Annotated in this window: 26 protein-coding genes and 1 pseudogene; 13 read left to right on the top strand and 14 right to left on the bottom strand. The window is 59.9% G+C overall.

Annotation, left to right across the window (positions count from 1 at the left end; translation table 11 throughout):
- Positions 1–31: 31 nt before the first annotated feature.
- Positions 32–2,818, bottom strand: coding sequence for an excinuclease ABC subunit UvrB (gene uvrB, locus DQ393_RS22910; protein ID WP_112344005.1), 2,787 nt, complete (start codon positions 2,816–2,818; stop codon positions 32–34).
- A 283-nt stretch (positions 2,819–3,101) separates the two neighbouring features.
- Between uvrB and DQ393_RS22915 the strand changes: the two genes are divergently transcribed.
- Complete coding sequence (locus tag DQ393_RS22915) at positions 3,102–4,352, top strand: MFS transporter (protein ID WP_112344006.1); 1,251 nt, start codon at positions 3,102–3,104, stop codon at positions 4,350–4,352.
- 165 nt (positions 4,353–4,517) lie between these two features.
- Here the strand turns inward: DQ393_RS22915 and DQ393_RS22920 are convergent, their stop codons facing one another.
- The 7 genes and pseudogenes from DQ393_RS22920 to DQ393_RS22945 form a co-directional block, all read right to left on the bottom strand.
- Complete coding sequence (locus tag DQ393_RS22920; protein WP_245430429.1) at positions 4,518–5,015, bottom strand: hypothetical protein; 498 nt, start codon at positions 5,013–5,015, stop codon at positions 4,518–4,520.
- Between the two features lie 145 nt (positions 5,016–5,160).
- A complete protein-coding gene (locus tag DQ393_RS22925) occupies positions 5,161–6,000 on the bottom strand; it encodes an RDD family protein (protein WP_112344008.1) in 840 nt (279 codons plus the stop codon).
- Positions 6,001–6,129: 129 nt separating this feature from the next.
- A complete protein-coding gene (locus DQ393_RS22930; RefSeq protein WP_112344009.1) occupies positions 6,130–7,194 on the bottom strand; it encodes an SEL1-like repeat protein in 1,065 nt (354 codons plus the stop codon).
- Positions 7,195–7,286: 92 nt separating this feature from the next.
- On the bottom strand, positions 7,287–8,222 hold the full coding sequence (locus DQ393_RS22935) for a tetratricopeptide repeat protein (RefSeq protein ID WP_245430430.1): 936 nt from the start codon (positions 8,220–8,222) through the stop codon (positions 7,287–7,289).
- 98 nt (positions 8,223–8,320) lie between these two features.
- Positions 8,321–8,581, bottom strand: a pseudogene (locus tag DQ393_RS33890) (tetratricopeptide repeat protein); the annotation flags it as partial.
- Between the two features lie 166 nt (positions 8,582–8,747).
- Positions 8,748–9,338: a hypothetical protein gene (locus tag DQ393_RS22940; RefSeq protein ID WP_112344010.1), complete on the bottom strand. Its 591-nt coding sequence runs from the start codon at positions 9,336–9,338 to the stop codon at positions 8,748–8,750.
- 4 nt (positions 9,339–9,342) lie between these two features.
- Positions 9,343–9,732 carry an acyl-CoA thioesterase gene (locus DQ393_RS22945; RefSeq protein ID WP_112344011.1) on the bottom strand — a complete coding sequence of 130 codons (390 nt, stop codon included), beginning with the start codon at positions 9,730–9,732 and terminating at the stop codon, positions 9,343–9,345.
- A gap of 245 nt (positions 9,733–9,977) precedes the next feature.
- On the opposite strand from DQ393_RS22945, the gene DQ393_RS22950 reads away from it, so the two are divergent.
- From DQ393_RS22950 to DQ393_RS22975, 6 genes are all read left to right on the top strand, one after another.
- Positions 9,978–11,171, top strand: coding sequence for an extensin-like domain-containing protein (locus DQ393_RS22950; protein WP_112344012.1), 1,194 nt, complete (start codon positions 9,978–9,980; stop codon positions 11,169–11,171).
- Between the two features lie 106 nt (positions 11,172–11,277).
- Positions 11,278–11,532 (top strand): hypothetical protein, encoded by a 255-nt coding sequence (locus DQ393_RS22955; RefSeq protein ID WP_112344013.1) that lies wholly within the window; start codon positions 11,278–11,280, stop codon positions 11,530–11,532.
- Between the two features lie 380 nt (positions 11,533–11,912).
- Positions 11,913–12,839, top strand: a complete 927-nt coding sequence (locus DQ393_RS22960; RefSeq protein ID WP_112344014.1) for an ABC transporter ATP-binding protein — start codon at positions 11,913–11,915, stop codon at positions 12,837–12,839.
- Entirely contained in the window at positions 12,836–13,597 is a 762-nt protein-coding gene (locus DQ393_RS22965; RefSeq protein ID WP_112344015.1) for an ABC transporter permease, read from the top strand. Before DQ393_RS22960 ends, DQ393_RS22965 begins: the two co-directional genes overlap by 4 nt.
- A 148-nt stretch (positions 13,598–13,745) precedes the next feature.
- Positions 13,746–15,071 (top strand): bifunctional folylpolyglutamate synthase/dihydrofolate synthase, encoded by a 1,326-nt coding sequence (locus DQ393_RS22970; RefSeq protein WP_112344016.1) that lies wholly within the window; start codon positions 13,746–13,748, stop codon positions 15,069–15,071.
- Between the two features lie 7 nt (positions 15,072–15,078).
- Positions 15,079–15,603 (top strand): GNAT family N-acetyltransferase, encoded by a 525-nt coding sequence (locus DQ393_RS22975; protein ID WP_112344067.1) that lies wholly within the window; start codon positions 15,079–15,081, stop codon positions 15,601–15,603.
- Between the two features lie 29 nt (positions 15,604–15,632).
- Here DQ393_RS22975 and DQ393_RS22980 read toward each other — a convergent pair whose 3' ends face one another.
- From DQ393_RS22980 to DQ393_RS22995, 4 genes are all read right to left on the bottom strand, one after another.
- Entirely contained in the window at positions 15,633–16,538 is a 906-nt protein-coding gene (locus tag DQ393_RS22980) for a DMT family transporter (RefSeq protein ID WP_112344017.1), read from the bottom strand.
- A 104-nt stretch (positions 16,539–16,642) separates the two neighbouring features.
- Complete coding sequence (locus DQ393_RS22985; RefSeq protein WP_112344018.1) at positions 16,643–17,344, bottom strand: retropepsin-like aspartic protease family protein; 702 nt, start codon at positions 17,342–17,344, stop codon at positions 16,643–16,645.
- Positions 17,341–17,562 (bottom strand): DUF1289 domain-containing protein, encoded by a 222-nt coding sequence (locus tag DQ393_RS22990; RefSeq protein ID WP_112344019.1) that lies wholly within the window; start codon positions 17,560–17,562, stop codon positions 17,341–17,343. The genes DQ393_RS22985 and DQ393_RS22990 overlap by 4 nt, the downstream gene beginning before the upstream one ends.
- 19 nt (positions 17,563–17,581) lie before the next feature.
- On the bottom strand, positions 17,582–18,358 hold the full coding sequence (locus tag DQ393_RS22995) for an adenosylcobinamide-GDP ribazoletransferase (protein ID WP_112344020.1): 777 nt from the start codon (positions 18,356–18,358) through the stop codon (positions 17,582–17,584).
- 127 nt (positions 18,359–18,485) lie between these two features.
- On the opposite strand from DQ393_RS22995, the gene cobT reads away from it, so the two are divergent.
- Positions 18,486–19,502: a nicotinate-nucleotide--dimethylbenzimidazole phosphoribosyltransferase gene (cobT, locus tag DQ393_RS23000; RefSeq protein ID WP_095435100.1), complete on the top strand. Its 1,017-nt coding sequence runs from the start codon at positions 18,486–18,488 to the stop codon at positions 19,500–19,502.
- Positions 19,503–19,685: 183 nt separating this feature from the next.
- Positions 19,686–20,078 carry a diacylglycerol kinase gene (locus DQ393_RS23005; RefSeq protein WP_112344021.1) on the top strand — a complete coding sequence of 131 codons (393 nt, stop codon included), beginning with the start codon at positions 19,686–19,688 and terminating at the stop codon, positions 20,076–20,078.
- Positions 20,079–20,099: 21 nt separating this feature from the next.
- Here DQ393_RS23005 and DQ393_RS23010 read toward each other — a convergent pair whose 3' ends face one another.
- Positions 20,100–21,629, bottom strand: coding sequence for a sensor histidine kinase (locus tag DQ393_RS23010; RefSeq protein WP_112344022.1), 1,530 nt, complete (start codon positions 21,627–21,629; stop codon positions 20,100–20,102).
- Positions 21,630–21,752: 123 nt separating this feature from the next.
- Here DQ393_RS23010 and DQ393_RS23015 point away from each other — a divergent pair, with 123 nt between their 5' ends.
- The 3 genes from DQ393_RS23015 to DQ393_RS23025 all read left to right on the top strand — a co-directional run bounded on the left by DQ393_RS23015 (position 21,753) and on the right by DQ393_RS23025 (position 23,512).
- Positions 21,753–22,328: a thermonuclease family protein gene (locus tag DQ393_RS23015; protein ID WP_112344023.1), complete on the top strand. Its 576-nt coding sequence runs from the start codon at positions 21,753–21,755 to the stop codon at positions 22,326–22,328.
- A complete protein-coding gene (locus DQ393_RS23020) occupies positions 22,313–22,957 on the top strand; it encodes a uracil-DNA glycosylase family protein (protein ID WP_210260609.1) in 645 nt (214 codons plus the stop codon). The genes DQ393_RS23015 and DQ393_RS23020 overlap by 16 nt, the downstream gene beginning before the upstream one ends.
- Positions 22,958–23,023: 66 nt before the next feature.
- Positions 23,024–23,512, top strand: a complete 489-nt coding sequence (locus DQ393_RS23025; protein ID WP_069613098.1) for an Lrp/AsnC family transcriptional regulator — start codon at positions 23,024–23,026, stop codon at positions 23,510–23,512.
- A 58-nt stretch (positions 23,513–23,570) separates the two neighbouring features.
- Here DQ393_RS23025 and DQ393_RS23030 read toward each other — a convergent pair whose 3' ends face one another.
- Positions 23,571–24,464, bottom strand: a complete 894-nt coding sequence (locus tag DQ393_RS23030; RefSeq protein ID WP_348628025.1) for an NAD(P)-dependent oxidoreductase — start codon at positions 24,462–24,464, stop codon at positions 23,571–23,573.
- 247 nt (positions 24,465–24,711) lie between these two features.
- Between DQ393_RS23030 and DQ393_RS23035 the strand changes: the two genes are divergently transcribed.
- Positions 24,712–25,680 carry a sulfonate ABC transporter substrate-binding protein gene (locus DQ393_RS23035; RefSeq protein WP_112344025.1) on the top strand — a complete coding sequence of 323 codons (969 nt, stop codon included), beginning with the start codon at positions 24,712–24,714 and terminating at the stop codon, positions 25,678–25,680.
- Positions 25,681–25,815: the final 135 nt, after the last annotated feature.

Raw genomic sequence — 25,815 nt, forward strand, 5'->3', positions numbered from 1 at the left:
CTGCGGTTAGCAGACTTTGGCGGCTGTCGCCTTATCGCCCAGGCCGGCCCGTCTTGCCTTTCGTCCGTCCCTTGCGCTGTTTTTCGTCCACCGCATCCTCATAGGAGCCGACACCCGGCTTCGCCCGGATGATCGGCTTGTCCGGCACCTTACCTGTGACAGGCTTTTCGGTGCGGCCGACGGTCATCTCGTCCAATGTGTTCTTGCGGAAAAGCGGCGTGCCGGCATCGCCGCCCGGACCCATTTCGTCAAGGCTCGGCTTGGCGAAATAGGAGCGGGAATCCGGCGCTGGCGGTGCACGCTTGCCCGGTGCAGAACCGCGGCTTTCGAGGCTCTTCGCCTCCTCGCGGGCGAGCGGGTCGTCCATGGCGGCGAGTTCGACGGCCTTGAGGCGCTTGATCTCGTCGCGCAGCCGTGCCGCCTTTTCGAAATCCAGGTCGGCGGCGGCATCGCGCATGGATTTTTCCAGCGCGTTGAGATGGGCCTGCAGATTGTTACCGACGAGATGGCCACCATCGGCAAAGCCCTTGCCCGAGGCGCCGCCGATATCGGCGCGGACATGGTCCTTCTCATAGACGCTGTCGAGAATGTCGGAAATCTTCGCCTTGACCGATTCCGGCGTGATGCCGTGTTCCTTGTTGTAGGCCATCTGCTTTTCGCGGCGGCGATTGGTCTCGTCCATCGCCCGCCGCATCGAGCCGGTGATATTATCGGCGTAAAGGATGACCTTGCCGTCGACGTTACGGGCGGCGCGGCCGATGGTCTGGATCAGCGACGTCTCAGAACGCAGGAAGCCTTCCTTGTCGGCATCGAGAATGGCGACGAAGCCGCATTCGGGAATGTCGAGGCCCTCGCGCAGCAGGTTGATGCCGACGAGCACGTCGAAAGCGCCGAGGCGAAGATCGCGGATGATCTCGATGCGCTCCAGCGTGTCGATGTCGGAGTGCATGTAGCGCACGCGCACGCCCTGTTCATGCAGATATTCCGTCAGGTCCTCGGCCATGCGCTTGGTGAGCACCGTGCAGAGCGTGCGATAACCCTTGGCGGCGGTCTCGCGGATTTCGCCAAGGACGTCATCGACCTGGGTGCGGGCCGAACGGACCTCGACCGGCGGATCGATGAGGCCGGTCGGGCGGATGACCTGTTCCGCGAAGACGCCGCCGGATTGCTCCATTTCCCAGCCGCCGGGCGTTGCCGATACCGCGATCGTGTCCGGGCGCATGGCGTCCCATTCCTCGAAGCGCAGGGGACGGTTGTCCATGCAGGACGGCAGGCGGAAGCCGTATTCGGCCAGCGTCGCCTTGCGGCGGAAGTCGCCGCGATACATGCCGCCGATCTGAGGCACGGTGACGTGGCTCTCGTCGATGAAGATGATGGCGTTATCGGGAATATATTCGAATAGCGTCGGCGGGGGCTCGCCGGGATTGCGGCCGGTCAGATAGCGTGAATAGTTTTCGATGCCCTGGCAGGAGCCGGTGGCCTCGAGCATCTCGATGTCATAGCGGGTGCGCTGTTCCAGGCGCTGAGCCTCCAGCAGGCGGCCGGCCTTTTCCAGCTCGGCAAGGCGGAGTTTCAGCTCTTCCTTGATCGCCTTGATGGCGCCGTTCAGCGTCGGGCGCGGCGTGACATAGTGCGAATTGGCGTAGATCTTCACCGATTTCAGGTCGCCGGTCTTCTGGCCGGTGAGGGGATCGAATTCGGTGATGGCGTCTATTTCGTCGCCGAACATGGAGATGCGCCAGGCGGCATCCTCCAAGTGGGCCGGGAAGATTTCGATCGTGTCGCCGCGAACCCTGAAGGAGCCGCGCGTGAAATCTATATCGCGGCGCTTGTATTGCTGCGCCACGAGGTCGGCCAGCAACTGCCGCTGATCGAGCCGGTCGCCGACATTCATCTGGAAGGTCATGGCGGTGTAGGTCTCGACCGAGCCGATACCGTAGATGCACGAGACCGAGGCGACGATGATACAATCATCGCGTTCCAGCAGCGAACGCGTCGCCGAGTGGCGCATGCGATCGATCTGCTCGTTGATCGAGCTCTCCTTCTCGATATAGGTGTCCGAGCGCGGCACATAGGCTTCCGGCTGGTAGTAGTCGTAGTAGGAGACGAAATACTCGACCGCGTTATCCGGGAAGAAATTCTTGAATTCGGAGTAAAGCTGTGCCGCCAGTGTCTTGTTCGGCGCGAGGATGACGGCCGGGCGCTGCGTCGCCTCGATCACCTTGGCCATGGTGAAGGTCTTGCCGGAGCCGGTGACGCCGAGCAGCACCTGGTTACGGTCGCCGTTTTGCAGCCCTTCGACGAGGTCGCGGATTGCCGTCGGCTGGTCGCCGGCCGGCTTGTATTCCGAGGCCATGCGGATCTCGATGCCGCCTTCGGACTTTTCCGGCCGGGCAGGGCGGTGCGGCGTCCAGATCTTGCCGTTCTTATGCAGCGGGTTGCCGCTCTCGATCAGCTTCGACAGGGCTTCTACCGTTGCCGTTACGCCGCCGGTCGAAATCTTGTCGGCATCCTCAAGAGCGATATCGAGGCCGGAGACTGGATTGAGACCGGCGGCGGCACGCGTTTTGGGGTCGGTCGACCCACCCATGGAGACGCCACGCGCGGTCTTGCCGGCGGTGATTTCCACCTTCTTGCGGTGCTTGCCGGCCTTCGAAGCGATCTCACGCTGGGTTTCGACGCTCGATGCCTCTGCATCCGCTTCGAGCTGCTTCACCCAATCGGCAACGCTGCCGCTGAGCGGCGCACCGTCGAACGGCGCCTGCGGCGCCTCTTCGAAACCGGTCGGAGCGGGGGATTTTTTCGATGATTTGGCCATGGGGCGAATATGGCGACAGATCGCGCAGATGTGAAGGGGTAAAGGGTACAAAAGGGAAACAGAATAGCGGATTTTTCCATTCGCCGGAGATGTCAGATATGTTACAACCCAAGGGCGGCCAATGCGTTATCGCTGATCCAAAGTCCGCATAGCGCGATCCTCGCAGGCGCCAAGGGAGGAACCAGCCGCAACGTCGACATGCCCGGCCAGCGCCGGGTTCCCCCAGCTTCGACGGCATCCGGTATTGCCCGCCTCGCCGCCGCCATCCGGTCGGAGGATCATGATGACCGCATTGGATAGCTTACGCTCCTTGTCCCCCCAGCAACGAAACACCGTGATCGCAGCCTATCTGGGCTGGACGCTGGATGCTTTCGATTTCTTCATTCTGGTTTTCGTCCTCAAGCATATAGCCGAAGAATTTCACACGGATGTTCCGGCGGTTGCCGTGGCGATCTTTCTCACCCTTGCCATGCGGCCGCTCGGCGCGCTGATCTTCGGCCTTGCGGCGGATCGCTTCGGCCGGCGCACGACGTTGATGGTCGACGTGCTGCTTTATTCCATTTTCGAGTTTCTGACCGGTTTTTCGACCGGATTGACGATGTTCCTGGTTTTGCGCGCGCTTTTCGGCGTGGCCATGGGCGGCGAATGGGGTGTCGGTGCTTCGCTCACGATGGAGACCATCCCGGAGGAATCGCGCGGCCTCGTGTCCGGCATCCTGCAGGCTGGCTATCCTTCAGGCTATCTGCTCGCCTCGATCGTGTTCTTCCTGCTGTTTCCGATCATCGGCTGGCGCGGCATGTTCATCGTCGGCGCGCTGCCGGCGCTGCTGGTGCTTTACATCAGACGCAACGTACAGGAATCGCCGGCGTTCCTGCAGCGGCAATCCAAACCGCAGCGGCCTTTCCTGACCGTACTGCGGGAGAATATTCCGCTCTTCATCTGGGCCGTGCTTCTGATGACGGCGTTCAACTTCTTCAGCCATGGCACCCAGGACCTCTATCCGACATTCCTGGAAACCCAACGGCAATATGATTCCTATACGGTCGGCGCTATCGCCATCGTCTACAATATCGGCGCGATCATCGGCGGCCTGACCTTCGGTTCCCTGTCGCAGCGCTGGGGCAGGCGACGGACGATCGTCATCGCGGCACTGCTGGCTATTCCCGTCGCCCCGCTCTGGGTCTGGGGTCAGGGGCCTGTGATGCTCGCGATCGGCGCCTTCCTGATGCAGCTTTTCGTCCAGGGCGCCTGGGGCATCGTCCCCGTACATCTCAACGAATTGTCGCCGGACGAGGTGCGCGGCACGTTCCCAGGATTTGCCTATCAGCTCGGCAATCTGCTGGCGTCGGGCAATGCCTCAATCCAGGCGGGATTGGCGAAGCAGTGGAACGGCGACTATGCGCTGGCGCTGTTGATCGTCGCCTGCATCGTCGCCGTCGTCGTGGCGTTGTTCGCCGGCTTCGGGTTCGAGAAAAAGGGAGTTCGGTTTGGCGGCAAGGACGCCGGACAACCCGATAGCGTCATGCAGACCTGAACCGGTTTGTCATCATATAGACCCGAGCGGTTTAGCTCTTCGCGAAAGCTCTAAACCGCTCAATCTCTATGCTTTCTCGTAATTCCGGGTTTTCTCGCAATTCCGGACGGAAAACCGCCACCAACTGGAATGCTCGAAGGGCCGGCGATCTTTACCGGCCCTTTTTCACTTTCCGCAGATTTCCGAGATCTTGGCCTGGGCAAAGCCGCGCGCCAGATCCTGCAGGCCACCGACGGAGGATATCAGCTCACCAATGGGGCCGTTGATACCGACGTGCAGGTCGGTAATGTGGCAGGCGCCGACATCGACTGTCATCGAAGCGTCCAGCTCGCCCTTGATCGTCGTCTTGAGGACCCCATGCGACTTGCAGGCCATTTCGGCACGGGCGTTGATCTGAACGCCTCCATTTGGAGCGTCGCAGATATCGAGCGACTTCACCTCGAACTTGTCCTTGTGATCGACACCCGGCAGCTTCTTGCACGGATCGGCTTCATTCACCGATTTCTCGATCTCCGGGCCGAACTTGCTCTGCAGCAGCGACCAGCATGAGCCGGGCGCGGCTTTCGCCGACGTTGCCGTCAGCGGCAGCGGCGACAGCGGCAGGACGACCGCCGCGGCAAGCAAAGCCATGCGAAGCGACGGCAGGGGCAAGCGGGGGGACATGAGATATTTCAGGTTCACGGCGATCTATCCTCGCAGGAGAAGGAGCAGCAATTGAGGCCCGGCATGGCGCTACTCTTCCATCTCTTCCTGCGCCAAGGCAATCCCCAACGCTATGGCGATAAACTCCACGGCTTTGGACCGACGATCAATTCTTCACGACCATCGTGTCGCAGAAGCGGTCATAGAAGGTCTGCCCACGCCATATGATCAATGGGAAGAGCCACCAGATGAGCGCGAACACCAACAGAAGCGGCGTCAACGCCCCGGTAACGGCCAGGAAATCGCTGGCGCTGAGAGGATTTATATCTCGCGCCTGCTGGATCATCTCTTCGATCGGAGGAAGATACAGGCGCGACAGGAACAGGCTGGCCAGATCGAAGGTTGCCAGCAGCATCAATGGTAGAAACTTGAGCACCTCGCGCTTGGCGGCAAGTTCGAAGGGCAGGGCGCCGTTTTCAATCGTCATTACCCGCAGCGATGTTACCCGCTTGCCTGGCGTCCGCCGGCCGCGGGTCGAGCAATAGGCGAAGGCGAACGGAAGGAGCAACAGCATGATGCTGGAACTCGGTCTCACCGTTATAGTCGGATCGATCGGATTGCCGTTGCTGTCGACCGGCACGGAAAAAGCATGCTTTACCGTGGTCGGTCCCCGCTGCGAAACAGCGGCTGAAACGAAAACGGTGTATCCCTTGCTGCCCAGCCAGGATATGCGGCAAAGCTGATTGCTTCTCGTCTCGCCGGGCTGCAGAGGCCACTCAGCTTCTATCTTCGGAATGAGCGGCCCTACCGTGGTCTCCTGGCATTGCTGCTCGCGAAGAAACGGCAAGGTCAGGTCCCACGGCATCACCGCCGATAGTGCGAGAAACAGGAGTACGAAAGCGATCTGGAAGATGACGATGTCGATCGCATAAGCACTGAACCGCCGCCAGAAATGGCGAGGCGGAAGGGAGGCTTCTGGTGGTCGGATGCGGCAAAACTCATAAATTCCCCCGGTTCAATGCGCTTTGCGGCAGTCAGGCATAAGCTTTAGGCACTTCAAGTTGCAGGAGTTAGCACGCTTTGCTGCGATTCGCTGGGGAACGAAGATTGAGCGGTGATCGATCTCCCAACCGGATCAGATCGGGATGCCTTGTTCGTTCGAGCGATCATCCTTGTCGGAGTCGCCCTCATAGCCCAAGCGCTTTGCCTTGCGGAACCATTCCAGCGCCTTGGCGGAATCCGACGCAACGCCGTCACCGTCGCGATACATCATGCCGAGATTGTAGGCCGCATCGGCATAGCGATGCGCCGCCGCCCGTTCGAACCAGTAGATCGCCTGAGGACCGTTCTTGGCGGCACCTTCGCCATCGCGGAACATGACGCCGAGATTATATTCGGCTTCGACATCGTTCTGCGCTGCGGCTTTGAGGAACCATGCGATTGCCTGGCCATCGTCCTGTTTCACCCCTTCACCATCGGCATACATCGCGCCGACATTGAACTGTGCGCTGGGATCGCCCTGGTCGGCCGCTTTTTTGAACCAGGAAAGGGCTGTCGCGCCATCCTTGGCGACACCCTCGCCGTCACGATACATGATGCCGAGATTGTACTGCGCCTCGATCTTACCCTGCTCGGCGGCCTTGAGATACCACATTGCGGCCTTGCGCTTGTCCTTGTCAGTGCCTTCGCCCTGGTCGTACATGGAGCCGACATTGAACTGCGCATCCATATCGCCCTGCTGGGCGGCCTTGCTGTACCAGGCAAAAGCCTGCGGCTTATCCTTGAGAACGCCTTCGCCCGTGTCGTAGACGACGCCCAGATTGTATTGTGCGTTGAGGTATCCCTGCGCAGCCGCCTTCTTGTACCAGAGAACGGCCTGGCTCTTGTCGGCGGTGACGCCTTCACCCTGATCGTACATGGTGCCGACGTTGAACTGCGCTTCGGCATTGCCCTGCTCGGCGGCCTTCTTGTACCAGCTGAGCGCCAGTGCGTAGTCTTTCTCGACGCCGCTACCTTGCTCGTACATTTGCCCGAGTTTCAGCTGGGCCGCGACGTTGCCCCTGTTTGCCAAGGGGCGCCAGTAGTCCGCGCCTGTCTTGAGATCTTCACGATCATAGCTGTTGCGCCCGACATCGGCATGCGCCGTCCCCATCGGCACCAGCGCGAAGAGCAAAGCTGCTGCCCCCATTTTCCAATTCACGATCTACCCCGCAGTCGAAAATTCGTTCTTTCGAGATGACAAGCTCTTCGCGACCCTCAGGGCAAGAGCGCCATCAGCAAGTGAAATATGATCTAGCCCGTCATGTCGCCGGCGCCCTTCTTTCCGGCGGCTCCCTGTCCCAATGGCCCGAGATCCTTGATCGGACCCTCGCTATTGGCTTCCATGTAGCCGAGGCCGTGCTGCGCTTCCGGCAATCCTTTCGCCGCCGCCTTGTTGAACCAATCTGCGGCAATTGTGGAGTCCTTCGGCACGCCATAGCCGTTATAATACATATATCCAAGGCCATATTGCGCGCGGGCGTCGCCCTGACCGGCGGCCTTGCGAAACAAGTCGGCAGCCTGGCCATAGTCCTTGGTTACGCCGGCGCCCTGATAATAAAGATAGGCGAGGGCATACTGGCCCCGTGCATTGTTCTGGTCGGCGGCCTTGCGATACCAGTCTGCCGCCGCTGCTTTGTCCGGCTTTGTCCCTTGGCCGTTGTCGCACATGTAGCCCAGGGCGTATTGCGCATCCGCATGTCCCTGGGCGGCGGCCTTCCCATACCATTCGAACGCCTTGGTATTGTCCTTTGCGACGCCGCGCCCGCCCGCATACATGTAGGCAAGGGCGTATTCGCCTTGCGCGTCGCCCTGCTCGGCGGCCTTGCGATACCACCTCGCCGCACTCTCTTCATCGGCCTTCACGCCCTGACCGTTGGCATAGAGATAGCCGATGGCATATTGAGCGTCGGGGCGGCCCTGATCGGCCGCCTTGCGATACCATTGGAGTGCCTGCCTGTAGTCCCGGGCGACACCCGTTCCGTTCGCCAGGCTATAGCCGACGGCATATTGCGCATCGGCGCGGCCCCCTTCGGCGGCTTTCAGGTACCAGGAATAGGCTTCGGCATCATCCCGCTCGACACCCCTGCCATTGGCATAGGAGTAGCCGACGGCATATTGGGCCTGCGCCTGATCCTGGTCGGCGGATTTCCGATACCAGGCGAGGGCATTTCCTCTATCGACATCCATGCCCGCCCATTGGCGTAGGAGTAGCCGATGGCATATTGGGCATCGGCATTGCCCCGCTGTGCCGCCCTCAGATACCAGTCGTTCGCCTGTTTCAGGTCGGCATCGACGCCGCGGCCGCTGGCATACATATAGGCCAGCGCATACTGCGCCTGTGCATTGCCCTGGTCGGCCGATTTCCGATACCAATCGACCGCCCGGGCATCATCCCGCTCCACGCCCTGGCCGTTGGCATAGCGATAGCCGAGACCGTACTGCGCGGCCGGATTGCCCTGGTTGGCGAATTCCACCCAGTATTTCAGATCGATCGTAGTATTGGCCGGCCCCGGAGCGGGGTCTTCGGCATGGGCAAGCCAAGGCATCGAAAGAGCGAGCGCCAATCCCAATGCATAGCTCTTTGTCTTCAAGGCTTGAGTCCCCCGCCGATGTCCCAGACGACAATCGATCTGAACAATATGGCGATGTCTTGGTCAAGGATTGTGGAGCATCGAAATGGCGGTGGTTTTCCGCCAGGCGGAAATGCGAACCTTATCCCGGAAGCACGTCGTAGAGGCGAAAGATCCACGTGATCTGGTAGATCAGCCCGACGATTACGAATGCTGCCTGGAAGCGCCGGTTGGCGGTGATCGCGGCAATGATGCACAGGACGACATAGACGACGTTGCGTATCGGATATTCCCAGCCGAGGGACTGGAAATAGGCCTCGCCCTTCAGCAATGTATCGATCAGATCGACGGCATAGGTCACCGCAAGCAGGCCGAAAAACCAGCGGCGACGGGAGATGAAATATTCCTCGAAACCGCCGTAATCCTCGACCGAATGCGGATTCAGCAATACGCACAGGAAATAGAAGAGGCAGCAGAAGCAGATGAGAAAGAGGTAGACGCCGAAATTGATCTGCGCGACGGATTGTAGCCGATATTCCCACCACCAGAAATGGATGATGAACAGGAACATCGACAATACCCAGCCGATATGGACGAGGTAGATCTTGTTCTTGCCTGGCGACTGCACGAACCCGGCGAGCCTCGTCAGAAGCTGGGCGAGCGAGAGGCCGATCACCATGCTCATGACCGTCCGGATATAGACGTAGACTTCTGGCGTATGTGCCGGGCCCATCACGTCAGCTCTCCTCCGGTACGGCCTTCGGCGCTCCATTCTCGTCAAGCGCGACCATGATGAATGTTGCAGCGGTGACTTTTTCCAACGCATTGAAGCGCGCCCGGTGCGCCCAGGCTTCGACATTCAGCGTGATCGAGGTGCGTCCGACGCGGTCGATGTCGGTGAAGACGCTCAGCGTGTCGCCGATCTTGACCGGCAGCTCGAAAGCCATCTCTTTCACAGCCGCCGTGACAACGCGGCCACGGGCGCGTTCGGCCGCGCGGATGCCGCTTGCCAAGTCCATTTGCGCCATGACCCAGCCGCCGAAGATATCGCCGGCAGGATTGGCGTCGGCGGGCATGGCAAGCGTGCGCAATGTCAGCTCGCCTCTGGGTTTGACGCTGTCGTTCATTCATCTGCTCCTGTTTCTCGGCTCGATTCCCCTTTTCAGCCTATGCAATCCAGGCGCGATGGAAAAGACAATGTTGAGTTTTCTGCTTTGAACCTCTACGGGCCGGAGGGCATGTTCCGTGCGGTTTCGTCACTTTGCAGCGCCAGGCTGAAACATCCCGAGTGGCGACGGTAAGCATTCGTTCACCCTTCCCATTTAGGATTTGTAATCGTTACCGACCGTGGCTGGGGCAGCGGATCAGGAGTATGACCATTTTACCCAATCTACGGCGGGTCGCGCTGCCATTGCTATTGTCGTCGGCGCTTGTTGCCTGCACGGCAGACAGCCTCGTGCCCCCTTCCGGCATCGACAGTTCCTCGCGCGTCGGCTCCATCAAGCCGCATAGAAGCGTGCCGCAGCGGCAGTTCGCCTATCCAGGCGTCCAGGATCCGGTCGTTTCCACCTCGAACAACTATAGGAATGGTGGTCCTCTCCGTTCCACCGGAACCGGCAAGGCGGCGACCACGTCCGATGTCGAAGTCGGTCTGGCGCAGCAATCGAATGTTCCGCCGCAGGGCGTCAACATGGATGCCGAACTCGGCGTCGGGCCGAGCGAGGAGGCGCAGTCTCCATCGGTGGTCGGGCTGGCGCAGGAAGAGCAGCAGAATATTGCCGAAGGCGAGTCCGATCAGCCTGTTGTCGATGGCATCGGCACCGACGCGCCGGTCCAGACCAACCGCTCCGTCCTTCAGCGGCCTGCCGCGCAGGCTGAACTCGGCCAGTCGCGGATACCGAGGCAGCAACCGGGAACGCAGGTCGCCATGCTGCCGCGTATCGAAAATCCCGTGCCGCGCCTCGATCAGGAATTCGAAGCGCCACAATCGACACCCGGCATGATGCCGCCGTCGGAAGTTGCCTGCCGTCAGGAACTCAGGCGCATGGGCGTCATCTATACGGATAAGCCGGCGATTTCGAACGGTCCCTCCTGCCAGGTTCCCTATCCGGTTTCGCTCAGCGGTCTCTCGGGCAACATCGCCGTCAGTCCAGCCGTCACATTGAATTGCCAGGTGACGCTCGCCTTTGCCAAATGGGTGAAGAACGAGCTGGCTCCGGCTGCGCGCACACGCTACTGGTCCGGCATCGGCACGATCGTGCCGCTCGGCGGCTATTCCTGCCGCAGGATGAACAATAGCCGGCAGCGCTACAATCCGATGTCGGAACATGCCCATGGCAATGCCATCGATGTCGGCACCTTCGTGTTGAAGAATGGCCATGTGATCGACGTGCGCAAGAAGGGGCTCTTCTCCTTCCGGGAAGGGCGGCTGCTGAAAGCCGTGCGCAGCGACAGCTGCCGCTACTTCGATACGGTGCTCGGCCCGGGCAGCAATCCGGAACATTGGAACCATTTCCACTTCGATCTCCGGGACCGGAAAGGCGGCCGACGCTATTGCAGCCTCTGATAGGCGTTTCGCCGGGGCAGCATCCACACTTGCCGAGCGGGGAAGCTGATTTACCTATCGAGGAAATTGCGTTTACTCGTGTGGGCCGAGGGCAGGAGAAGGTTTCATGGAAGAAGCACCAAGACGAAAGAGAAGCCTGGGAAGGGCGCTCCTTGCCGCATTGATCGCCATCGTCATCGTTATTGGCGGCCGTTGGTACGCCTATGTCGCCTATGCCGACGATCCGTTCGACGAGGTCGGTATCGACCTCAACTCGATGATGCCCGCTCCCATCCGTGACAAGGGTTGCGAAATGCTCAGGGCTCGCTTCGAGCACAGGACGCTGCCGCCGGCTGGCTGCGGCGTCAACGGCAACTGGTAGCGCTACATCGATCGTAAGCCGGCGAAAAAGAAAAAAGCCGGCTGATGCCGGCTTGAGCGGTGCATGGCAACGACGGGGGATCCTTGCCTGCTCCAGAAAAGACCTTCATGTTGCAATGATGCATGCAATATGGATACGAGGGCAATAAATCGGCCAGTACGACAGGCGCTGACGTGTCGCCAAGAGGCATTGGGCGGAGTTGCGACAAACGTTGCTCACCTAAGGAGCTATATGCCCGACGAAGGTCACGATTTGATGACAGCTTATTTGGCTTAGGCGAACGCTGTGTTTCACCTCCGTGGGGTGGTAAAAGCCCGGGACCGGCTATATAGCGGGCAAACGCCGCGAAATTCATCACAAAAGCCGGACTCTGCCTCACCATGGCTCCGATCATTTCCATCCGTAATCTCACCAAAATATACTCTAACGGGTTCCAGGCGCTGAAAGGCGTCGATCTCGATATCGAGCAAGGTGAAATCCTGGCCCTGCTCGGGCCGAACGGTGCAGGCAAGACGACGCTGATTTCGATCGTCTGTGGGATCGCCAATCCGAGCGGCGGTACGGTGACGGTCGGCGGTTATGACGTCGTGCGCGATTTCCGCGCCACGCGCAGCATGATCGGCCTCGTGCCGCAGGAACTGACGACCGATCAGTTCGAAACCGTCTGGAATACGGTGAGCTTTTCGCGCGGGCTCCACGGCAAGAAGCCGAACCCGGAATATATTGAGAAGATATTGCGCGATCTTTCGCTGTGGGAGAAGAAGGACAACACGCTTCGGCAGCTTTCGGGCGGCATGAAGCGGCGCGTGCTGATCGCCAAGGCGCTTTCGCACGAACCGAAGATTCTTTTTCTCGACGAGCCGACGGCCGGCGTCGACGTGACGCTGCGCAAGGATATGTGGCATGTGGTCGAGCGCCTGCGTGCTTCCGGCGTTACGATCATTCTGACGACGCATTACATCGAAGAGGCCGAAGAGGCGGCGGATCGCGTCGGCGTCATCAACGGCGGCGAGCTGCTGCTGGTGGAGGAGAAGAAGGCGCTCATGGCCAAGCTTGGCCGCAAGCAGCTGATCCTCGATCTCAACGAACCGCTGGGCGCCGTTCCCGATCGTCTTGACGGCAACGGGCTTTCGCTTGGGCCGAATGGCCTGACGCTGGTCTATGACTTTGATGCGCAGCACGAACAGTCCAGTATCGCGGCGCTGCTGTCGAAGCTCGCGGCCGAGGGAATTCATTTCAAGGACCTCTCGACGCGCCAAAGTTCGCTCGAGGATATTTTCGTCTCGCTGGTGGGAGCAGGCAAATGAACTTCGAAGCGATCAAGTCCATCTACGCTTTCGAAATGGCCCGCACGCGCCGCACGCTGTTGCAGAGCGTCGTCTCGCCGGTCATTTCCACCTCACTCTATTTCATCGTCTTCGGTGCGGCGATCGGATCGCGCATCAATCTCGTCGAGGGCGTGTCCTATGGGGCGTTCATCACCCCCGGCCTGATCATGCTGACCCTGCTCGGCCAGTGCATCAGCAACGGCTCCTTCGGCATTTATTTCCCGAAATTCACGGGCACGATCTATGAGGTGCTATCGGCGCCCGTCGCCATGGCCGAGATCGTTCTCGGATATGTCGGCGCGGCGGCGACCAAGGGCATGCTGATCGGCCTGATCATCCTCGCCACGGCGAGCTTCTTCGTCGAGATCAGGATCGAGCATCCCCTTATGATGATCCTGTTCTTCGTGCTGACGGCGGTCACCTTCAGCCTGTTCGGCTTCATGATCGGCATCTGGGCCGGAAATTTCGAGCAACTGAACCTCATTCCGATGCTGGTCGTGCCGCCGCTGACCTTTCTCGGCGGCAGCTTCTATTCGATCAACATGCTGCCGCCTTTCTGGCAGGCGGCCAGCCATCTCAATCCGGTTCTCTATCTCGTCAGCGGCTTCCGCTGGAGCTTCTACGGCATCGCCGATGTCAATCCGATCCTGAGCCTCGCAATGATCACGCTCTTCCTCGTCATCTGTCTGGTGATCCTCGGATGGATTTTCCGGACGGGCTACCGGCTGCGGAACTGAGGGCGGAGCCTTCTAGTTTTGCCGCGCGCGTGGCCGCTTGGGCTCCACTGGTCGTGACTTGACGGAGCCAGGCGGCCGGGTGTCCATAGTGGTGAGAGGTTCTCATGCTGCTTCCTGGCGTCAGTCTGAAATCTTCCGAAGGTATCCAATGCCGCAATCCGATCCGAGCCCCGCGCTATCCCAAGCACTCTCCCGGCTCGACCAACTGACCAATTGGGAGCGCAAGCCGCGTGGGGAGATGCGCGTCGGTCTTGAGCCCATGCTCGATCTGATGCAGCGGCTGGGCAATCCCCATCGGAGCTTTCGCGCCATCCATGTCGCAGGCACCAAGGGCAAGGGGTCGGTCTCGGCGCTCCTCGAAGCGGGATTGCTGCGGGCCGGCTGGCGCGTCGGTCGCTACGCATCACCGCATGTCGACCGGGTGAACGAGCGCATCAGTGTTCTGGGCCAGGAGGTCGGAGATGATGTCCTGGCCAGCGCGATCATGCGCGTTCTCGATGGCTATGAAAGCGCGAAGCAGGCAGCGACAGCTGGCGAAGATGCCACCTGGTTCGATGTGATAACGGCCGCCGCCTTCGTCGTGTTCAGAGATGCGGGCTTGAACTGGGTCGTTGTCGAGGTCGGCCTTGGTGGCAGGCTGGATTCGACGAATGTGGTTTTCGGCGAAGTTGCCATCGTTACCAATATCGGGCTCGAGCACACGGAAATCCTTGGGATCACGCGCGAGGCGATCGCGGGCGAGAAGGTCGGCATATTGAAACCGGGCGCGACGCTTGCCACCACGCTTGCTATCGACGATGCCGCGGGAAAGGTCTTGCAGCAGCGTGCCGATGAGCTTGGCTGCCAGGTCCTGCGAACCGATCTTCCCGAAGATGCGACGATTGCTGAGACGAATATCTCGCTGGTCGGACTTGTGTTCGATCATCTGGGACGACAAGGCGAGAGCGTGCAGACGGCGAGCGAAAAGGTGCAGCCGGTCGGCGCGTGGCTGCTCGAACCGGCCGTTATCGACAAGGCGCGGCTGCCGGGGCGGATGGAGCGTTTCGACCTTGCCCTACCATCCACGCTGCGCAGCGGACGACAGAGCTTGCCCGTCATCATGGATGGTGCGCATGTGCCGTTCAACATCGAGGCTGTCCTTCGCGATATCACGCGCTCGTCCAGCGTCAGCGGCGATTGCGTTGCCGTCGTCGCACTTGCATCCGACAAGGATGCTCGCGGCTTCTTGAATGTGCTCTCGCGATATGTGGCCCATGCCGTCTTTACGGAGGCGTCCGGATCGGGTCGAGCCCATGCGGCGACGGAGCTGGAGGCATTGGCGATCTCGATGGGTATGGCCTGCGAAGCCGAGCCCAACCCGCAGAAAGCGCTTCATCATGCAGTCGCGAAAGCTGCGGAGAGGGGCGGCTGGATCCTGGTGACGGGCTCGCTCTATCTTGTCGGCGCTCTGCGCGGCACTGTCCAGGGAGTGTAGGGTGACGATGGAAATTACGATCAGGCCTGCTCTTGCCGACGATGTCACCGAGATGGCGAGGCTGCATCGCGCGATCTGGTGCGACACCTATCGCAATCTGGTGTCTGCAGAAATCTATGAGGCTCTCGACGAGGATTTCCGTCGTCTGCGATGGGCGGATATACTCGCAAATCCCCGTACGGATCAGCGCGTACTTCTGGCTGAGCAAGACGGGCGGCTTGTCGGCATCGGCGCGATCAACGCGCCGTCCGATGCCGTGTTCGAGGGGCGAGGCGAGATTAAGTCGCTCTATATCGATGCTTCCATCAAACGCCAGGGACTTGGCCGCCGTCTGATGCGAGAATTGGCGCGAGAATTTTTATCCATGGGCTATTCGGGCGCTGCGCTTGGCGTCGTCGTCGGCAATGAACCGGCGATCGCCTTCTATCGTGCGCTCGGAGGGCAATTGATCGGCCGGTACACGGATCCGGGTCCGGTCTGGCGCTCCGACAATTTCATTTTCGCGTGGGACGACCTGTCCGTTCTGATCTGATTATCCCATGCAAGCCGATGAACGGCGATTTACCCGGCTGCGACCCTCTTGCGTGGCGCGAAGGTCATCGCCATGACGCCTGCTACGACACAGACAAGACCTATGGCTGCGGTCGGAGATAGAGGTTCGCCAAGGAAGATGACGCCAATCCCGACGCCGATCGGGACGCGCAGATAGGCTTGCGCCGTCGTGCCGACCGAACCGAGGGTCTGGATGAGCCGGAAATAGATGCTGAAGGCAAGCGCGGTAGAGACGACCGACAGGCCGAGCAGTGCCAGGATCGAGGCTGTCGACGGCGCAATTTGCCAGGGATGTTCGACAATCAGGCTGGCGGGAATGAGAAGGGCCGCGCCGCATAGCAGCGAGCCGGCGGCCGGCATCATCGGGTCGAGCCCCTTGAAATTACGGCCGAACAAGGCGGCACAGGCATAGCAGATGGATGCAGCGACAACGGAAAGCTGCGGCAGCAATTGGCGGCCCATACCATGCAGCGCATCGAGGCCGATGATCAGGCAGATACCAGCCATGCCAGCAATCACGCCGAACAGCTTGCGGCCCGTCAGCGGTTCGCTGCGCAGCAGGAAAGCGGCAATCAGGAAGGCGAAAATCGGTGTCGTGGAATTCAATATGGTCGCAAGGCCGGCATCGACGGTCTGTTCCGCCCAGGCAATTAACGTGAAGGGGATGGCGCTGTTGAGGCAGGATTGAATGAGGAAGCGCTTCCAGGTGGCGGCGTCACGCGGCAGGTTCAGACCACGCCAACGAATGATTGCAAGCAGGACAAGGCCGGCGATCAAGGTGCGGGCCGCGATCAGCGTGATCGGCGGAATGGTTGCTACTCCGACGCGGATGAAGGTATAGGAGGCGCCCCAGCAGGTCGCGAGAGCAAGCAGAAGCAGAAGTTCCGTCGTTATATTGGTTTTTGCAGACGCCATGATTTGTCACTCTTTATGCGGTTCGGATGTGACCGTCTTTAGAGCGAAAAGAACGAGGAATGCTTCGGTCCACGCCGAACTATTGAGCCGATGGTTCGTCTGCCTCAGTCGCGAAGCCGAAGTTCGTCGGTCTGCATCTGCATCGATCCCAGGGTTTCGAGAAAGCTCATGCCGAGCAGGCTCTGGTCCAGCTTGCCCGCTTCGGCCACGCTCGCTTCGACATCTTTGCGCTTGATCGGCCCGATGGCGACGGAGCCGAGCTCAACTGGGGCTGCCATGGCGCGACCGTTGGCCGTCAGCACGCTCATGGAATAGGTGAGGTTTTCCGGGATGATGCCGACACGCTCGGCGTCTTCCTGTGACAGCGCAATCGTGCTGGCACCGGTGTCGATCAGCATGTCGATCGGCTGGCCATTGATCAAGACCTGGGCCTCGAAATGTCCGTTCGAACGCTTGTGAAGAATGACCTCCTGGCCGCCTTCGCTTGTCGTGACGACAACGGCATGGCCGGGCATCAGACCGGCGAAGACACGATTTCCGACCTGTTCCGCATCGCGGCGATAGATATAGGCGGTCGCGAGCGCCATGATGATGACCAGCCAGATCAGGAGATTGCGGACAGACTGGCTGACGGTATGGCGGCTTGCCCAGACGGCGGCGCTCATCATCAGGGCAATCGGCAGAAGATAGACGATGCGAGCGAAATCGTCATTGCGCATGCCGAAAGTGGTGCCGGTATTGCTGTTGAAGACGAGCAGAGCAAGGCCGATGCCGAGAATGGCGAGAACGATGTTCAGGCGGTTCATACGGCACTGCGCTCCCGTGCCATCCTTTGGCGGCGGGTTTCCCTGCGCGGCTTGCGCTCGATCTGCGTCAGGCGTTCCGGAAGCGCTTCCATGATCTCACGGCGTTCGTCGTCGCTATAGTTCATCCAGGCGCCGATTTCGGCCGATGTGCGGCCGCAACCGAAGCAATAGCCGGTCGTTTGATCGATGGAGCAGACAAGGATGCAAGGTGTCAGCATGAGATCATATATCGAGGCTTCAAACGCACATGGCAAGGGTACAGAGGGAGACGATCTCGCAAATCTGCTGCGTTGCGCCGATCGTGTCGCCGGTGTGACCTGACAGTCTTTGCCGCATGTATCCGGTGGTGAAAAATGTTGTTGCGCAGGTCGCAAGAAGGCAGGCAACGAGCGCGGGAACACCAAGCGCAGGTCCGATGAGGAGCACCGCGAGGCTAAGTGCGGCAATCAATGCCAGCTGCATGGCATCGCCATCCGGCTTGCCCGCCGAAGCCGCTATTCCATCCGGTTTGGCGGGCGGCAGGGCATACCAGTGCCATACCATCGCACTGCGGCTCAAGGCGGCGCTTGCGAGTAAGGCGATAGCGGATTCCGAAGGTGGAAGATGGCGGGCGAGAGCGGCAAGAGCCGCAGCGCGCAGTCCGAAGGACAGGATCAGCGCCGCCGCGCCATAGGTGCCGATGCGGCTGTCCTTCATGATCTCGAGTGCGCGTTCGCGGTCCTTGCCGCCTCCAACTCCGTCGGCGGTATCGCTGAGCCCGTCCTCATGAAGAGCGCCTGTCGTAATCGTCTGCACGGTGAGCGCCAGCAGAGCCGCCATCAACGGATCGGCATTGACGGCAAGCAGTGTCGCGAAGGTCAAGGCTGCAGGCAGGACGACCAGCAGACCGGCAACGGGGAACGTGCGGGAAACGCGCGCAAGCCTGCCGTCATGGCCTTCGAAGAACGACGCCGGCACGGGAATACGGCTCAAGAAAGCGACCGCGCGCGCGATATCGCGCATATATTCCCGCATTTCTTCCTCTCCTCGCCATGCGCGCGACAGCATCGGGCGCTTTTGGAGTTGTTCGCGCCGATTCCGAAGACTAATAGAGTTGCACGCAAAGAACCCGATTTGAGACCAAAAGACAAGGAACGCATTCATGAGCGTCAGCGGCCTCCCATTCGACGATTTCCGCGCATTGCTGCGCGACCTTCCGGGGCCGGATGCCCGGGCACTCGTGGCAGCGCGCGAGCGTGATGCGCAACTCACCAAGCCGCCGGGCGCGCTTGGAAGACTGGAGGAAATCGCCTTCTGGCTGGCCGCCTGGACCGGTCGTGCGCCGGCCGTGACCCGGCCGCTGGTGGCGATCTTTGCCGGTAATCACGGCGTCACCAAGCAGGGAATTACGCCGTTTCCGCCTTCCGTAACCCAGCAGATGGTGGAAAATTTCGCAGCCGGCGGAGCCGCGATCAACCAGATCTGCGTTGCCTACGATCTCGGCCTCAAGGTGTTCGACCTAGCCCTCGATTTCCCGACGGGCGACATCACCGAAGAACCGGCATTGAGCGAGCGCGACTGTGCCGCGACCATGGCCTTCGGCATGGAAGCGATTGCCGGCGGTACGGATCTGCTCTGTATCGGCGAAATGGGCATCGGCAATACCACGATCGCCGCGGCCATTCATTACGCGCTCTATGGCGGCAAGGCGGAGGACTGGGTTGGCCCGGGCACCGGCTCGGAAGGTGAGATGCTGAAGCGCAAGATCGCTGCCGTCGAAAAGGCGGTGGCGCTGCATCGCGATCATCTCAACGATCCGCTGGAAATTCTGCGCCGCCTTGGCGGCCGCGAGATCGCTGCGATGGCCGGCGCCATTCTCGCCGCACGCATGGAACGTATCCCCGTCATCATCGACGGTTATGTCGCGACGGCTGCCGCTTCCATTCTCAAGGCCGCCAATCCCTCTGCGCTCGATCACTGCCTGATCGGTCACGTCTCGGCGGAGCCGGGACATCTGCGCTCCATCGAGAAGCTTGGAAAGACGCCGCTTCTGGCGCTCGGCATGCGGCTCGGCGAAGGCACGGGGGCGGCGCTGGCCGCCGGCATCGTCAAGGCCGCGGCCGCCTGCCATTCGGGCATGGCGACATTCGAGAGTGCCGGCGTGACGAACAAGCACTGAGAATCGCGGCGGCGAGGCGTTGAAATAGACGTTTCGCCGCTAAATTTCCTGTAGACGATCTGTTTTCGTCATAAATCTGTAATGAATTTTGGGTGGGCGGAACGCGCTGCCTTGCTTCGCTCACGGTGAGGCGGTATTCGCAAAGCATCCAGATGCAACCGGGACAATACGGGCGGAGCGCGAATGGCTGAGTTTTCAAAATCAGCGGTCAACAAGGAGACCGGGATTCGGCACTTTTTCGCCGCTGCCGGCTATTCCTGGGGTGGTTTTCAGCGGCTGCTGCAGGAATCGGCCTTCCGGCAGGAACTCCTTTTTGCGGCTGTTTCCTTGATCCTGTTGATCGCCGTCGGTGCGACCATCGGCGAAATCGTCATCGCCATGGTACTCTTTTTGGGGGTTTTCGCGATCGAGGCCATGAATACGGCGGTGGAAGAGGTCATCGACCGGATATCGCCGGAGATTTCCAATGTCGGCAAGCATGCCAAGGATCTCGGCTCGTTTGCGGTTCTGTGCATGCTGGTCGCTTCCGGTATCTACCTGCTTTATATCATCGGCGGCCACCTGCTTTTCCGCTAGAGATCAGCACCCGAGCTTCGTTTAAGCAAAGCTCTTCTTGCGCCGCTCGACAAGCGGGGCGTCTTCGATTGCCGGTAGGCTTTGCAGCACGCGCTTGGCTGGCAGGATGGCGATGACTTCGGTGCCTTCCCGCAGCTTGGATTTCAGCACGAACTGACCATCATGCTTGGCAAGAATGGCTTGCACGATCGGCAGACCGAGGCCCGTGCCCTGCTCGGCGCTCTTGATGGCGATCGAGCCCTGCCCGAAGGCGGAAAGCACGACGGGTATCTCTTCTTCGGGAATGCCCGGTCCGTTGTCCTTGATCGCCACATATTCCCCGCCGCCGGCCGTCCAGCCGACCTTGACGGCAATCTCGCCGCCCTGCGGCGTGAATTTCACTGCGTTCGACAGCAGATTGAGGATCACCTGGCGCAACGATTTCTCATCGGCCCAGACCGAGGGTAGCAGCGCTTCGAATTGCGACGAGATCGAAATGTTCTTGGCGCGTGCGCGCAACTGCACCATGCCAATGCAATCCTCGGCAATATCGAGGAGCGAAATCGCTTCCTCGTTCAATTCGTATTTGCCGGCCTCGATGCGCGAGAGGTCGAGGATTTCATTGATCAGATTGAGCAGATGCTGTCCCGAGCGATGGATGTCGGTCGTGTATTCGCGATAGGTCGGGTTGTTCAATGGCCCCATGACTTCCGCTGACATGACTTCGGAAAAGCCGAGGATGGCGTTCAGGGGCGTTCTGAGCTCGTGCGACATGGAGGCGAGGAAGCGCGATTTGGCAAGATTTGCTTCCTCGGCACGCCGGCGAGCCTCGTCCGACATGGATTTTGCGACTTCCAGCTCTGCGATCAGGTCGTCCTTCTCCGACTGGAAGGAAAGGATCTTGAGGTTTGACTGATACATGCGGATGGTGATGAAGGTGAAGAATACGACGGCCACGGAGATGGCGGCGGTCAGCGCGATGTCCGATGGCCTTCGTGTAAGGATGGCGGTCACGACCAGCGCGACGGTGACCGGCGCAAAGGAAAAGGGCACAGCACGCGGCAGCATGAAACTGGACATCGCCGTGATGCCGATCGCGACCAGCAGGGTAGTGCCCTTATAGAGTGCGAAACTGTCGCCGCCGCAGGTGGAACAGCCCTGCAAGGCAAAGATCGCCCAGCAGAGACCCGTCAGCAATTGTCCGAGCAGAAAGATCTGCCGCCATTTCCTGGCGCCTTCCGCCGAGATTTCCTGCTTCCGTGCCTTGCGGCCAAGCAGCATGTTGATGGCATGTGCCGTCAGGATCGGGATAGTCCAGAAGAAGATCTGCGCGTCCCGCGTCAGGTAGACGCCAAGCACGGCAACGATGACGGCAAAAATCGGAACGACCGCGGCGCCCTGCAGCAGCGTGTCGATATGCATGAGCATCATTTCGCGGTCGAAATTGCGGCTGTGGCCGTTCTGCAGGCGCTCGCGCGTCTGCCGCACGGCCTTCGACACAGCCCGGTTGCGGTGACTGCGCGATCGGTCGACGATATTCTTATCTGTCGATGTGCTGACGCCGGTGCTCATGGTTACATTGAAACTTGGCCTGCCTGAGACTACAGACTAGCGTCCAATCCTTAAGAAGATACTGCGCTGAAATGATTTGTTTGCCATCTTCGCCAAGGATTTGTTGTTAAAGGAGGCAAGAACGTGATGCGGTCAGGCCGCCTGTTTCGTGACGGCGTGGCCACTTTCGCTCTGCTCGCCATCATTGCGTTGCTCGCGTTGAAAATGAACAATCGACCGGAAATCGTTCAAAACGGCAGCTTTTATGTCATCGATGGCGACACGCTTTCCGCCAACGGCGAGCGTTTGAGGCTGAAAGGTATCGATGCTCCCGAATATCGGCAGCGCTGCCAACGCAACGGAGCGGATTGGGCCTGCGGCGAGGAAGCACGCGAGGCGCTCGCCACAATGATTAAAACGGGAGCGCCCGAATGCCGGGGGCGGGAGAGGGATCGCTATGGTCGCCTGCTGGTGACATGCGTCGCCGGCGATCTCGATATCAATGCCGCGATGGTGCGCAACGGCATGGCGGTTTCCTATGGTGCCTATGCGAGCGAGGAACGGATCGCACGGCAGGCGAAAGCCGGACTTTGGGCCGGTGAATTCGAGAAACCTGGCGACTATCGGCGCGAGGAGCGTATGGCTGATGGCAATGACTATGATCCGATTGCGGGATTGTTCAGCTATTTGCACCGACTTGTCGGATGGAGCGCGCCGTGAAACAGGAGAGCGAATTGCAGATCCTGCGTTCAGCGATTGCGGCCTGCCGTCTCTGTCGGGACGCACCGGCCAGGGGCGAGGCGGATCGCCTGCCGCATGAGCCGCGTCCGGTTGCGACACTATCGTCCACAGCACGGATACTCATCGCAGGGCAGGCGCCAGGATTGCGCGTCCACGAGAGCGGTCTACCCTTCAACGATGCTTCGGGTGACCGTTTGCGTCAGTGGCTCGCTGTGGATCGCGAGAGTTTCTACAATCCGGACCATTTCGCCATAATGGGCATGGGCTTCTGCTTTCCGGGCTATGACAAGGCGGGAAGCGATCTGCCGCCGCGCAAGGAGTGCGCGCCTTTGTGGCGGCAGCGGGCGATGGATGCGATGCCGCAGATCGAATTGATCCTGACCATCGGTCAATATGCGCAGGCTTGGCATCTCGGCACGGAGCGCATGGGTTCGATGACCGAGACGGTCGCGCAGTGGCGGCGTTACCTTCTCAACAACCGGTCGCCGTCTGTCCTGCCGTTGCCACATCCGAGCTGGCGCAACAGCGGCTGGCTGAAACGGAATCCGTGGTTCGAGACCGAGTTGCTTCCGGTATTACAACAACGTGTGAAAAGCCTGCTTCCTTGAGAAAAAGTTTCTTTTCTCCCGCTAAAAATAAGCTATAGAGAGAATATAATTCGAAGGGATGCTTAAATGGACCGTCTTGACCGCAAAATCCTGCGCCTGCTGCAGGAGGATTCCACTCTGGCCGTGGCCGACCTCGCAAAGAAGGTCGGGCTGTCGACGACGCCATGCTGGCGCCGTATCCAGAAGATGGAAGAGGATGGCGTTATTCGCCGCCGCGTTGCGCTGCTCGATCCCGAAAAGGTCAACACGAAGGTCACGGTTTTCGTGTCCATCCGCACCAACAGCCACTCCATCGAATGGCTGAAGCGCTTTTCCGAAGTGATCGCCGATTTTCCGGAAGTGGTGGAATTCTATCGTATGAGCGGCGATGTCGACTATCTGCTGCGCGTCGTCGTGCCTGACATCGCCGCCTATGACGCCTTCTACAAGCGCATGATCGCCAAGATCGAAATCCGCGACGTCTCCTCCGCCTTTGCGATGGAACAGATCAAGTATTCGACGGAATTGCCGTTGGATTACATGCTGCTGGAGAATGCAAAGTCCAACGAGGACTGAGCAGCATTTTTTGCAGGGCGCTCAGCCGAAATCGATTTCGGCTGAGCGCTTTTTGTTTTTAATTCCGATCCAGGCGCGCGAGCAGCGACGAGGTATCCCAGCGATTGCCTCCCATTGTCTGGACATCACCATAAAACTGGTCGACGAGGGCCGTAAGCGGCAGTTTGGCCTTATTGCGGCGGGCCTCCTCGAGCACGATGCCGAGATCCTTGCGCATCCAGTCAACCGCAAAGCCGAAATCATATTTGCCTGAAGTCATGGTCTTGTGGCGGTTCTCCATCTGCCACGAACCGGCGGCGCCCTTGGAAATGACCTCCACCACCTTTTCGATATCGAGCCCGGCCTGCTTGCCGAAATGGATGCCTTCGGCCAGGCCCTGAACGATGCCCGCGATGCAGATCTGATTGATCATCTTGGTCAACTGACCTGCGCCGACAGGCCCCATGAGACCGACCATGCGGGCATAGGCACCGATGACGGGACGAGCCTTTTCGAAGACGGCTTCGTCACCGCCGCACATGACGGTCAAAACACCATTCTCGGCGCCGGCCTGGCCGCCGGAGACGGGAGCATCGATGAAGTCGACGCCCTTTTCCTTGGCGGCCGCGTAAAGCTCGCGAGCGACTTCGGCGCTTGCCGTGGTATTGTCGATGAGGACGGAACCGGCTTTCATGGTGGAAATGACACCGTTTTCACCCGTCGTCACCGAGCGCAGGTCGTCGTCATTGCCGACACAGGTGAAGACGAAGTCAGCGCCTTCGGCGGCTTCAGCCGGAGTAGGGGCAAACTTGCCCTCAAATTGTCTGGCCCATGCCTCGGCCTTGGCAACGGTCCGGTTATAGACGGTGACGTCATGCCCGCCCTTGACCTTCAAATGCCCGGCCATGGGATAGCCCATGACGCCCATGCCGATGAACGAGACCTTTGCCATTTCATAACTCCCTGACCGAATTTGTTTCGAAGGCTTAGCGGAAAGGCCAGGAGGACGGAAGACCGATTTCTCGGGTAACTTGTCACCATGGCATATGATTTGAAATCTGATTTCTAGTTTTTTCGTTTATTGGAATACAATTTCGTCTTTGGTGGGAATCTTCATAATATCCTTTGTCGATATAATCTATGGATTTGCGATCTTTAAGCCATCGACAACGAGCCGATGGCTGCGGAAGCGCCGGGGCCTTATGAAAAGGGGATCTTCGATGATTTCGCGCAGACAGACACTCGGCCTTCTCGGCGCCACGGCAGCAGCCTTGGCATTGCCTTCTCTCCGCCCGGCAAGGGCGGCCGCCGCGAGGACGCTTCGCATCGGCTGGCAGAAGAATGGCGTGTTGGCCTTGGCAAAGCGTCAAGGGGCGTTGGAAAAGCGCCTTTCCGATCGCGGCATATCCGTCGAATGGTCGGAGTTCACGTCCGGTCCGCCTTTGCTTGAAGCGCTTGGCGCAGGCGCTCTCGATTTCGGCGCCACGGGCGATGTGCCGCCGCTCTTCGCACAGGCGGCCAACGGCAATTTGCTCTATGTCGGCCTTTATACCGGCAGCCCCGAAGGCTCCGCCATTCTCGTGCGCAAGGATTCGCCGATCCAGACGCTTGCCGATCTCAAGGGAAAGAAGGTTGCCTTCAAGCGTGGCTCCAGCGCTCACAATGTCACCGTCAAGGCTTTGCGCAAGGGTGGTCTGACGATCAAAGATATCCAGCCGCTCGATCTCGCGCCTCCGGATGCGTCCGCCGCCTTCAAGACCGGCGCCATCGATGCATGGTCCATCTGGGATCCCTATCTCGCAATTGCAGAGGCCGATCCGGATACACGCATCCTGACGACGGCGCGTGGGATTGTCGATTCCTTCAGCTATTTCCTGGCGAATGGCGATTTCACCAAGAGCAATCCGCAGGTCATCGTCGATGTCATCGATGAACTGGCCAAGGTGGGGGCGGCGGCGCAATCGAATCTGGACGGCACCGTTAAAGCCCTCTCCGAAATCACCGGCGTTCCTGCCGGGGTGACGCGGGTGACGCTGACGCGTCCGGGTGCAAATCTGGGGAGTGCCTCGACCATTACGGACGCGGCGATCGCCTATCAGCAGGGGCTGGCTGACGAGTTCTATAATCTTGGGATCGTTCCCAAGAAGCTCAACGTGACCGACATCGTCTGGCGGCCGAAGGCAAGCTGAGGCTGATAACCGCTTGCAGATATCGCCTGCGCCTCCAAACACTACGGGCGCGGGCTCTGCCGGCAAAAATTTTTCGTCAAATACCAGCGATTAGAAAATCCATATTGTCGATATAATCGATGGCGTATGTCACTA

This window comes from Martinezella tropici (genome assembly GCF_003287875.1).
Taxonomy (GTDB): domain Bacteria; phylum Pseudomonadota; class Alphaproteobacteria; order Rhizobiales; family Rhizobiaceae; genus Rhizobium; species Rhizobium tropici_C.